General features: G+C 46.9%; 7 protein-coding genes. 6 read left to right on the top strand and 1 reads right to left on the bottom strand.

The features are described from left to right. Positions 1 to 381: 381 nt before the first annotated feature. Positions 382 to 1,542, bottom strand: coding sequence for an ROK family transcriptional regulator (locus PUW25_RS21545; protein WP_047913724.1), 1,161 nt, complete (start codon positions 1,540 to 1,542; stop codon positions 382 to 384). A gap of 167 nt (positions 1,543 to 1,709) precedes the next feature. On the opposite strand from PUW25_RS21545, the gene xylA reads away from it, so the two are divergent. From xylA to PUW25_RS21515, 6 genes are all read left to right on the top strand, one after another. After that, entirely contained in the window at positions 1,710 to 3,026 is a 1,317-nt protein-coding gene (gene xylA / locus PUW25_RS21540) for a xylose isomerase (RefSeq protein WP_047913725.1), read from the top strand. A 146-nt stretch (positions 3,027 to 3,172) separates the two neighbouring features. Beyond that, entirely contained in the window at positions 3,173 to 4,669 is a 1,497-nt protein-coding gene (xylB, locus tag PUW25_RS21535) for a xylulokinase (protein ID WP_274337501.1), read from the top strand. A gap of 241 nt (positions 4,670 to 4,910) precedes the next feature. Further along, entirely contained in the window at positions 4,911 to 5,621 is a 711-nt protein-coding gene (locus PUW25_RS21530; protein WP_274337500.1) for a glycosyltransferase, read from the top strand. Positions 5,622 to 5,639: 18 nt separating this feature from the next. Beyond that, the gene (locus tag PUW25_RS27460; protein WP_338000036.1) at positions 5,640 to 7,757 is read left to right on the top strand and encodes a glycosyltransferase; all 2,118 of its coding nucleotides are present in this window, start codon (positions 5,640 to 5,642) and stop codon (positions 7,755 to 7,757) included. Between the two features lie 249 nt (positions 7,758 to 8,006). After that, a complete protein-coding gene (locus PUW25_RS21520; protein ID WP_274338450.1) occupies positions 8,007 to 10,325 on the top strand; it encodes a YcdB/YcdC domain-containing protein in 2,319 nt (772 codons plus the stop codon). Between the two features lie 184 nt (positions 10,326 to 10,509). Further along, on the top strand, positions 10,510 to 11,628 hold the full coding sequence (locus tag PUW25_RS21515; protein ID WP_274338449.1) for a transglutaminase domain-containing protein: 1,119 nt from the start codon (positions 10,510 to 10,512) through the stop codon (positions 11,626 to 11,628). Positions 11,629 to 11,752 lie beyond the last annotated feature (124 nt).

Here is an 11,752-nt window from a genome sequence, read left to right as displayed (position 1 = left end):
ACCACATAAACCACTGGAATATGCCGTAGACGGCTACTCCGGATACGATATACCACAAGGCTTGTTTCTTCCTGCCTTGAAACAATCTGAGGATACCTAGACTAGCCAAAGGTGCGATTATAATTAGGAACAGTAAAACAGCAATAAACATCGCGGCTGAAATATCTGATGTATCCACATAAGTCACACGAATTCTCTCCATTTCGTACGTAAGGTATACACACAAAGGTAAGACTCTGCTGTGATAAATGACACACAATTAGATTCATTATACCTTGAAATAGAGGGCATGCGACGATAAAATGGGACAATTTTTTGTCTGAATTAGTAAATATTTAACAGTTCAATGAATTACACTGCTATAAATCATCTGGTGTACACTTATGCACTCACTCGAATGTGACCTAGAAATTGGGAGATTGCTCCATATGCGGAACCGATCAGGGTTGATTTGCTGCCGAGCTGTGCGAAGCTGATCTGCAGACTGCGCATGTGATACGGCAGTGTCCTCTCTGCGACGACTTGCTGAAGCGAGTCTTCCATATATTCTCTAGCCTCGGACAGCGGTCCTCCCACAATAATTCGTTCCGGGTTAAAGCTGTTGACGATATTCGTAATGCCGATGCCCAGTCGATGCCCGATGCTTCGATACAGCTCAAGCACAGCAGAATCCCCCTGTTCGGCATAAGCTACCAGCTCGGCTGTTGTCCCTGCTGGAATCTGAAGATTTGGGTCGCTATACGCCTTCTCTGAGGCATAGAGCTCCCAGCAGCCTCGATTACCGCAGGTGCATTGTTTTCCTTCTGCATCAATGGACATATGTCCTGTCTCACCTGCATATCCCCAAGCTCCTTTATACAGCCCGCCGTCAATCATGATCCCCGAGCCAATCCCTGAGCCTGCACTAATATAGATGAGATGACGCATTCCCTTACCTGCTCCAAAGTGAAGCTCGCCGGAAGCACCGGCATTCGCTTCATTGTCTATCGTTACAGGAAGCCCGAGCTCTTCCTCCAGCATGCTCGCCAGCGGCACCGTGTTCCAGCCAAGGTTCGGTGCGAAGAGGATCGTACCCTCCTCGTCTACCATTCCTGGCACGCCAACCCCTATGCCTATGACCCCATGCGGCGATAAGGGAGCCTCGGTCTGCAGTTGTTTGGTCATTGTGATGATCCTGGCAGTGACGGATGGAATATCGTGATCGGTAAGAGGAAGAGAGGTTTCATGCACGATATTTCCCGCAAGATCGGTTAGTACACCGCGAAGCTTCGCAACAGTCAGCTCAATGCCGACCGCATAACCTGCCGTATTATTAAACAGCAGCATGAGCGGTTTGCGTCCGCCGCTGGATTGGCCTGGACCGAGCTCGGTGACGAGATGATTCTCAATTAACTCCGTAACCAGATTGGAAACAGTTGCCTTATTCAGTCCGGTGAGCTCCGATACTCTTGCTCTTGAGAGCGGGGCGTGCTCCCGGATCGTGCTCAGAATAATGGACTTATTTATTTTCTTGACCAGAGCCTGATCTCCGGTAATCGCCATGGATAAAGCACATCCCTTGTGATGATATAAAGACTATTGTAACGAAAATCATTTCAAAAAACAAACTTTGTTTAACCAATAGACAAAGTATTTCGAGTGTGATAGTATAACGGTGTAAACGATTTCGCGAAACAGTTTTAAACTAATTTTGAGGAGGGCTTTGTAACATGGCCTATTTTGAATCCGTTAATAAAATTGCTTATGAAGGTAAAGATTCCAAGAATCCTTTTGCATTTAAATTCTATAATCCTGAAGAAGTCGTAGCCGGCAAATCAATGGAAGAGCATTTCCGTTTCGGTATGGCTTACTGGCACACACTTACAGCTGGCGGTTCTGACCCGTTCGGTACAGATACGGCAGTTCGCTCTTATGATAAATATTCCGGTATGGATCTGGCTAAAGTCCGCGTAGAGGCTGCTTTTGAATTCATGGAGAAAATGAACCTTCCATACTTCTGCTTCCATGACGTGGATATTGCTCCAGAAGGAAGCTCCCTTCGTGAGTTCTACAGCAACATTGATACGATTGTTGACCTGATTGAAGAGCAGATGAAAGCGACAGGCAAGAAGCTGCTCTGGAACACAGCAAACATGTTTACCAACCCTCGCTTCATGCACGGTGCTGCTTCGACTTGCAACGCAGACGTATACGCTCATGCAGCAGCTCAAATCAAGAAGGGTCTTGAAGTAGGTAAACGCCTTGGCGCTGATAACTATGTATTCTGGGGCGGTCGTGAAGGTTATGACACTCTCTTGAACACGGACATGCAGCTGGAGCAGGACAACATCGCCCGCATGTTCCATATGGCTGTTGATTATGCCAAAGAAATCGGCTTTGACGCTCAATTCCTGATCGAGCCTAAACCAAAAGAGCCAACAAAACATCAATATGACTTTGATGCAGCTACATCCATCGCGTTCTTGCAGAAGTACGGCTTGGACAAGCACTTCAAGCTGAATCTTGAAGCGAACCATGCAACACTTGCTGGTCATACATTTGACCACGAAATCCGCGTTGCCCGCATCAACGGCATGCTCGGATCCCTCGATGCGAACCAAGGCGATCTGCTGATCGGATGGGATACAGATGAATTCCCTGTAGACATCTACGATGCAACACTGACAATGTACGAAGTTCTGAAGAATGGCGGCCTTGGCAAAGGCGGCGTAAACTTTGATGCCAAAGTTCGTCGTGCTTCCTTCGAAGCAGAAGATCTGTTCCTCGCTCACATCGCAGGTATGGATACTTATGCGAAAGGTCTTAAGGTTGCAGCTAAACTGATCGAAGATCGCGTATTCGATGATTTCATCGAGAAACGCTACTCCAGCTTCAAAGAAGGCGTCGGTGCTGAGGTTGTTGAAGGCAAAGCAACACTTGCTTCCCTGGCTGAGTATGCACTGAACAATGAAACACCTCGCAAGAATGAATCCGGCCGTCAAGAGCTGCTCAAAGCAACTCTTAACCAATACATCTTGGCTGACTAATCGTCCCGCCGGTTTAAGCAATACAAGCATGATTTAAGAGCCAATAGGACGTTTTATGAGAAGCCTTTCGGATCGTCCCCGGCCTTTGGCGTAAGCGAAAGGCATGGGGACGATTCTTTTTTTTACAAGAAGAGGAGGAGAATAAGATGAGTTATGTCATTGGTGTCGATTTGGGAACCAGCGCGGTAAAGACGGTTCTGGTCGATCGCAGCGGGCATGTATTATATGAAGCATCGGAGGCTTATCCGCTGTATCAGCCCAAGGCTGGTTACAGTGAGCAGAATCCCGAGGATTGGGTACAGCAAACGATTGTATCCTTACGTAAATTGATGGAGATATCCGGTATTAATCCAGCTGAAGTGGAAGGTCTCAGCTTCTCGGGGCAAATGCACGGGCTCGTGCTTGTGGATGCAGAAGGAAGTGTTCTTCGCCCGGCTATTCTGTGGAATGATACACGTACGACTGCTCAGTGCCGTAAGATTGAAAATACACTGGGTCAGGATTTGCTGTCCATCGCACGCAATCGTGCGCTCGAAGGCTTTACACTGCCGAAAATTTTGTGGGTGCAGGAGAATGAGCCTGAAATACTGGACCAAGCAGCGCTGTTCCTGCTGCCTAAGGATTATGTACGCTACCGGTTGACCGGCGATTATGCGATGGATTATTCGGATGCAGCCGGAACGCTGCTCTTGGATCCTGCTGCGAAGTCCTGGAGCGAACAGATCGCGAATGCATTCTCCTTACCGCTCTCCCTATGCCCAAAATTAGTGGAGTCCTTTGATCTGGTGGGCACCTTGCTGCCAGAAGTTGCAGAGGACGCTGGACTTACCCCTCAAACCAAAGTATTTGCGGGCGGAGCTGACAATGCTTGCGGTGCTATTGGTGCAGGGATCCTGAGTGAAGGGAAAACGATGAGCAGTATTGGAACATCCGGAGTCGTTCTATCCTATGAAGAACGCAAGAACCTCGATTTTGAAGGGAAGGTCCACTTCTTTAATCACTCCGAGAAGGATGCCTACTATATTATGGGCGTTACCTTGGCAGCGGGTTATAGCCTGACTTGGTTTAAGGATACCTTTGCCAAAGACCTGTCATTTGATCTGCTGCTGCAAGGCATTGACCAAGTTCCAGCGGGAAGCGGCGGATTGTTGTTTACGCCATACATTGTGGGTGAGCGTACTCCGCATCCTGATGCAAATATCCGCGGCAGCTTTATCGGTATGGATGCAAGCCATACGCTTCAGCATTTTGGACGTTCGGTCCTTGAGGGAATTACCTTCTCTCTTCGTGAGTCGATTGATATTATCCGCGGTGCCGGCAAGACGATCAGTGAGGTCATCTCCATTGGAGGCGGCGCCAAGAATGAGACCTGGCTGCAAATGCAGGCGGACATCTTCAATGCGAAGATTATCAAGCTCGAAAGTGAACAGGGGCCTGCCATGGGTGCTGCAATTCTCGCAGCATATGGCTGCGGTTGGTTTGATTCGCTGCAGGAGGTTGCCGCCGCATTTATTCGTCCGGCCAAAACCTATGATCCGAATCCGGAAACAGCGGCATCCTATGACAAACTGTTTGCACTGTACCAGGAAGTATATGGCCAAACTCGTGAGTTGAATGAGAAGCTTGCGGAGTATAGATCGTAAATTTTTGAATATGCTGAGAACAAGCCATCTGTCTTTTTATAAGACGGGTGGTTTTTTTGTATGGTAAAACGGAATTGTATTGTTCGACGAAAGCTCAGGCTCATCTTGAAGCTCGAAGGACCTCCTTCGCGTATCCTTCGGATCCTAGTTATATCGGCAGAAATTCACGAATAAATTGGAGATGGAGGCTGCTGACTGTCTTAGGACAAATATAGGCAGTTCGGCTGGGTAGGAGGAAAACATGGCAGAATCAGTGAGTGGCAAAATTACGTTGTCCATGATCGTGAAAAATGAGGTAGGCAGGTACCTGGAACGCGCTTTGATCAAGCACCGTCCCTGGATCGATCAAGCGATCATCATTGATGATGGAAGCACGGATGGAACACCCGAATTATGTGAAGAGCTGCTTCAGGGAGTAGAGCATGTCCTCATCCGCAATAAGCAGTCTCATTTCTCCGATGAAGTGTCCCTTCGCAAGCAGCAGTGGGAAGCAGCAGCCCAGGCAGGAGCCGATTGGATTCTTAATCTGGACGCTGATGAAATATTTGAGGATGAATGGGACGAGGATTTGCACGCATTGACGACAGGACCTCATGAAGCAGTTTATTTTCGATTATTTGATATGTGGAGCGAAACGCATTACCGAGAAGACCTGTATTGGCGTGCCCACCAGATCTATCGGCCTTTCCTGGTCAAATTCAACTCCCATCAGACGTATAAATGGAAAGAAACTCCCCAGCACTGCGGAAGATTCCCGCTGAACATCTTCGAGTTCCCCTACATATGCCACCAAGCTCGTATTCAGCATTTTGGCTGGGCCAGACGGGAAGACCGATTGCATAAATATGTCCGGTACAGACAGCTGGACCCAGAGGCGAAATATGGATGGAAGGAGCAGTATGAATCTATTCTGGATACGGCCCCTTCCTTAGTACCATGGAAATCCCATTAAAAGGAGGACGAGGGCACTATGACAGCTCTGCAGCGTATCCTGATCGCAAGTCCAGTGCGTCAATCACCAGATGTGTTAAAGGCCTTTCTACAATCGTTGTCATCACTCTCCATCCGGGAGGAAGAGATCGAGGTAAGCTATGTATTTGTTGATGATAATGAGGCTCAGGCCTCGTCTAAGCAGCTGAAAGCCTTTGTACGAAAGCATGGAGGAAGAGTAGTAAAGGCTGCGGTGATCGAAAAGCCAAAAAAACCATGGATCAAACGGAGCCGAGCGGGAACCAGATCTGGAGCAGCAAACGCAGAAAGCGCAGCAAATGCAGTAAATGCAGCAAATGCAGTAAATGCAGCAAATGCAGTAGATACAGAAGAAGCTCTGAAGACATCTATGGCAGATCCATCACCGACAGAAGAACCGAACTCTAGTCCAGTTTACACCCGAAATGAATACGGCCATTATTGGCCTGAAGAATATATATGGCGGGTAGCAGCCTTGAAGGATTGGATTCTATCGTATGCAATAGAAGAAGGCTATGATGCTCTGTTTTTGCTGGATTCCGATCTGGTGCTTCATCCGTCCACGTTGACACAGCTCTTGAACGGGGAGGAGGAAATAGTGGCAAACCTCTTCTGGACCCGCTGGCAGCCGGGAACGATTGAGATGCCGCAGGTATGGCTGAGAGACGAATATACATTATATGAAGAGAGACGGAATGAGCAGATTACGGAAGAAGAGAAGCAGAGACGAAGTGCGGAATTTATGAGGAAGCTGCGCAAGAAAGGAAGATACGAGGTAGGAGGGCTTGGAGCTTGTACTTTGATTCGCAGATCTGCGCTTGAGAAGGGGGTTCGTTTTGCCCGGATCGATAACCTTACTCTTTGGGGCGAGGATCGTCACTTCTGTGTGAGAGCCCAGGCGCTGGGGATCCGGCTGCACGTGGATACACATTACCCTGCTTATCATATTTATCGGGATTCGGATTTGGACGGAGTCGCAGCCTTTCTTCAATCAGCTTCTAGGCATACGATAGAGGGAACAGAGGCAAGCAAGCACATCCTCATTAGTTTGTGCATGATTGTGAAGAACGAGGAAAAATCGCTGGCACGGTGTCTCGATTCAGTGCGGGAGATTGCGGATGAAATCGTCATTGTGGATACGGGTTCAACAGATCGTACTCGTGAAATTGCGAAGGAATATGATTGCCGAATTGTAGATTATGAGTGGAAGGATCATTTTGCCGATGCCCGAAATTTTGCCTTCAGCCAGGCTGAAGGAGAATATATTTTATGGCTTGATGCGGATGATGTGTTTGAGGAGAAGGATCGGCAGCAGCTGCTAGATTGGAGGGAACGGCTTGATTCGTCCATTGACGGACTGTCGATGGAATATCATCTGGCCTTTGATGGATCGGGCAATGTAAGCCATAAGCTGAGAAGAAATCGGCTGGTTCGAAGGGATAAGGGCTTTGAGTGGCATGGTGCTGTGCACGAATATTTGGCTGTCTCGGGCAACATTATCCATACGAACATTGCAGTAACACACAAGAAAGACAAAGAATATACAGACCGTAATTTACGGATATACAAAAGACTAGAAGAACGGGGAGAGATATTTACTGCAAGGGATCAGTATTATTATGCGAATGAGCTTCGAGATCATGGTTTAAATGAGGAAGCCGTTCAATGGTATACGAGGTTCCTCGATTCGGGTCACGGCTGGATTGAAGATAATTTGTCCGCGTGCTTGAAGCTGGCCGAATGTATGGGAAGGCTTGGGATGAAGGAGCAGGAGCTTGCAGCCTTGTTCAGATCATTTACCTATGCGATCCCGCGCGCAGAAGTATGCTGCAGGATAGGCACCTGGTTTGCGGAGCGTACGGAGTGGGATACAGCCATTCATTGGTTTGAGACAGCTGTAGCGCTGAAGCGGCCGCAAGATCCGTTAGCGAACATTGATGAGCCATCATGGACATGGATTCCGCATCTGCAGCTCTGTGTCTGCTATGACCGTCTTGGTAACCATGGGCAGGCTAATTACCATAATGAGCTGGCTCTCAGGTATCATCCCACGCATCCAAGCATGCTCTATAATCAGCAGTATTTGAAAGAAAAATTGCAGAATGGGGTTTTGCGTTAGAAAAAGATGTGATAGAGTGAGATAAGTTGTATGTTACAGTGAAGATGATGAGATCGTACCTATAAAGCCATGTATAAGGAAGAAGGGCTGCTGTTCAGCCTTTTTTCTTTTTAGCTGGCTTTTATTTTTTGCAAGGAACGTTCTATAGCTCGAAAAGTTTGAATTTTAATTTTGGGTAAATCAGGAATTTCATAGTTTGTATTATGATATAATGGCACAGATTGGAAAAAAGAAAGGAGCGTTAGAGGATTGAAGCAAAATGAGAATAAAAATAAAAAATCACCCTCAATGAAGAGAGTGGCCGCAGCGCTTGCTGCTGTGATGCTGGGTGTACATACACAAGGAGTCATTCAGGAAGTATCGGCTGCCCAAGTATCCGCTGGCGAAGAGACGGCATTGAGTATAACAGACAGCACCATTCCCAAGGGAGCAAAAATCTCTTCTGAAACAGCGCATAAAAACATCCTTAAACTATTTCCCGAGCTATCCAAGGCAACGCTTACTTCGGTTCAATTGGGATCGAATGGATCGTACCCTCCTGCAGAAGAGAAGGTGTGGGATCTCTCTTATAGCATAACTAGAGGGAATTCTACTTCGAGCTTCAGCGCTTCCGTATCCAGCCAGACGGGTGAGGTATTGTCAGCACATCTACCTGAGTATCTCATTCAGAGAGGAGATTCCGAAGAGCACATATCAGAAGAGGAGGCAACCGAGATCAGTGCTGCATTCCTGCATGAAGCTATACCTGATCTCAAGGAAGGAGAGTACTCATCTCTTGAAAATATGGATCAGGGAATGAATCCTCTATTTGGACGAACAGAATATCCATTCTCCTATCAATTGAAAGTAAATGGCCTGCCTGCTGTCGGCAACATCGTTTATATCAGTGTAAACGACAGCGGAGAGGTTACCAGTTACACTCGAATGACTGGACATAGCAATTATCCTTCTCCGGTTCCTAAGGTGACGAAGGATGAGGCTAAGAAACGCTTTGAAGAAAGTCTCGATCTTCAGCTGGCTTATGTTCCCGTAAATTATGCTTATAACAATGGCAGCAAAGAGTACGATTTGGCATATGTGCCTTCTAGCACGGGGGAAGTTGTTGTCGATGCGATAACGGGTAAGGCTGTCGATGTGTATGCCTCTGAAGAATCCGATATATCTATATTAGATGAATCGCTGCCTAAGAAAGATGTGAGCTTTGAGCCTGCAGCGAAGCCGCCAGCCCGCGATGAGGTGGTTGCCCTTCTTAAGAATAAATTTCCTTCATTGAAAGAGTATACGGCGATAGATGTAAGTCTTAACCGAAGCTCGCAGCGCGGTGCTGTGAAGAAAGTGTGGAATGTGAGATTTTCGCATCAAAAGGGTAATGAAGTAAGCGACATTAGTACTCAAGTTGACGCAGAAACAGGTCAAGTGATGGACTATTCTGAATGGTATCATAGCAGCACTGAGAACGGGGACACGGCGATCAAAGAAATTTCAAAGCAAGCGGCCAAAGACCAAGCTGCCGAACTGGTATTATCCCTCGTTCCTAATGCAGTGACCGAGCTTCGATTAAGCCAGATGATCTCGATGGAAGATGGGTATAACTTTGTTTATAGCCGATATTTGAATGGTCTTCGGGTCATAGGGGATAACGTGAATATATCGATGACCAAGTCCGGTCAGGTGAATACATTTTATACAAGCTTAAGCGCGGAAAGTGCGCAGCTGCCAGAGGTGAAGGAGGCAAGCATTAGTCAAGAAGAGGCGCAAGCAGCCTATTTTGACTCGACTGAAATGGTGCTTAGCTACCAAGAATCTAATCCATACTATATTACAGGCGAAGAGATCCCTCCGGTAAAGCTGGTATACATGCCATCCCAGGGAGCAGCTCAGCTGTACTCCTCCAAGGTGATTGACGGTATAACAGGCAAGCTTCGAGAAATGTATTCGTCTGGTGCGAATCATACCAACGCCCTGGTGGTTGATATTGCCGGACATGAGTCGGAAGACGTTATGCAGCGGATGATTACCCACGGGGTGCTCGTTCCTGATATTGAGGGTAAGATTGAGCCGGAGCGAAACATCACGAAGGGCGACTGGTATACGTATTTGGCACGGGCTCTAGATCCGCATGTGCAGATGAACAGTTATTATTCAAGCAATTCATCGAAGCTGTTTGCTGATATTGATATGGACAGTCCCTACTATTTCATTCTCAACCGACTGATCGAGCAGGGATGGGTTGAAGCAGACCCAGAGATCACCTTTGCCCCTAACCATTCGATCACAAGAGGTCAGTTGTCTGAATTGATTATCAGCATGCTTCAATACGACAAGCTGGCTAAGTTCTATCAGCAGGGTAATGATTTGCCGAGTGTGGCAGATGCTGCACAGATTGATAATAAAGGCGCTGCTTCCTTGGCAATCAGACTGGGTATCCTTCCTCTTATTGAAGGCAGATTCCTTCCGGATCGTCCCGTGACCGTGTCCGAGGCGGCTGAGGTGATCAACCGGCTTGCTGAGCTCCAGGATAAACTGGATTATTTTACGAGTGATAAATGGGCGTATCGTTATTATTAAATTTTTTAATACGGCAAGGAACTAAATGGAGACAAAGTGAATATGTATAAGAATAGGCTTCCCTGATAAGGGAAGCTTTTTTCGAGTCTCATCGACAAAACTAGAACATGGAGCAGAAGCTTGTTTATGCTACAATATTTCTGCCGGACATGAGTTGATTACCGGAAGGGAGGCAGGATGATCAATGAGAAAACGCAGATTTGGATTATTTATTGTCATGTTGCTAGGTATCGTGCTTATAGGAGCCATTCCCCGGTCAGTTCATTTGCATACGTTGTACGCCGCATCTAATGAAAACGCAATCACATCCGAAGAATTACATGAGGTACTCACGAGTGCCATGGTAAGCAGGACAGATCAATTTCAATTTACCTATAAAGGTAAAGTAAAAGTGTTAAAAGCTACATTGCAGGAAGCCATAGAAAAGGCGATGCGAAGTGATTCTTACATTCAGTACACACTCAAGAGCTACGCCTATCATTACAAGGGCACGAACGCTTCAGCAGAAGTAAACATCGAGTTTAAATATAGAGAATCTCTAGAGCAGACGGCTTATGTCAATTCTCGAGTGGACCACATACTGGCCGACATCATTAAGCCAGGCATGAACGATCATGAGAAGGTGGAGGCAATTCACAACTATGTCGTTTTGAATCTGGCCTATGATGAAACCATGCAAAAATATACAGCTTACGATGGACTTGCGACAGGAAGCACGGTGTGTCAAGGCTACTCGCTTCTTACTTATCGGATGCTTACCGAAGCAGGCATTACGAATCGAATCATTGAAGGGCAGGCTGGTGGTCAGCTGCACGCTTGGAACCTGCTGCTCTTGGACGGAGTCTGGTATCACATGGACACGACCTGGGACGATCCAACGCCGGATCAACCGGGCAAAGTCAGTTATAACTACTATTTGCTGACGGATGAAGAAATGGGGCAGGATCATACGTGGGAGGCGCAGTATCCTACCGCTGTAACGCCTTATCGCGAAGCCATTCATGTACTGATGCTTCAGAATGACGATAAATATGCTGCTTATAAGCGTCTCTACGAAACGCTGAATTACGGTCTGTACAATGAGGACGAGATCATTCAAACATCAGCACAGCTGAGAGAACGGCTTCAATCCAAAATAGACGAGGGCGCCCATTCTGTTATATTCCGTTATGATGGGGAAGAGAATGAATTGTTTCGAGAACTTAAGGAGCTGTACAGCCTCGGAATTAAGTCCATCTCCTATTATGTATCTGATTTTGAGGAGACCGGTGATCTAAAGGTGAAGGTAAACTGGAAGCAGTAGGAAGCGATGATGAGCAAGACGATCCCCCCTTTTTCAAACGGGAAAGTCTGATCTGACATTAGAACAGCAAATAAAAAAAGCCTAATCCTGCTGTTGCAGCAAGATTAGGCTTTCTTCGATAGAT

This window comes from Paenibacillus urinalis, assembly GCF_028747985.1.
Classification (GTDB): domain Bacteria; phylum Bacillota; class Bacilli; order Paenibacillales; family Paenibacillaceae; genus Paenibacillus; species Paenibacillus urinalis.
This window is presented reverse-complemented; position numbering and strand designations above follow the sequence as displayed.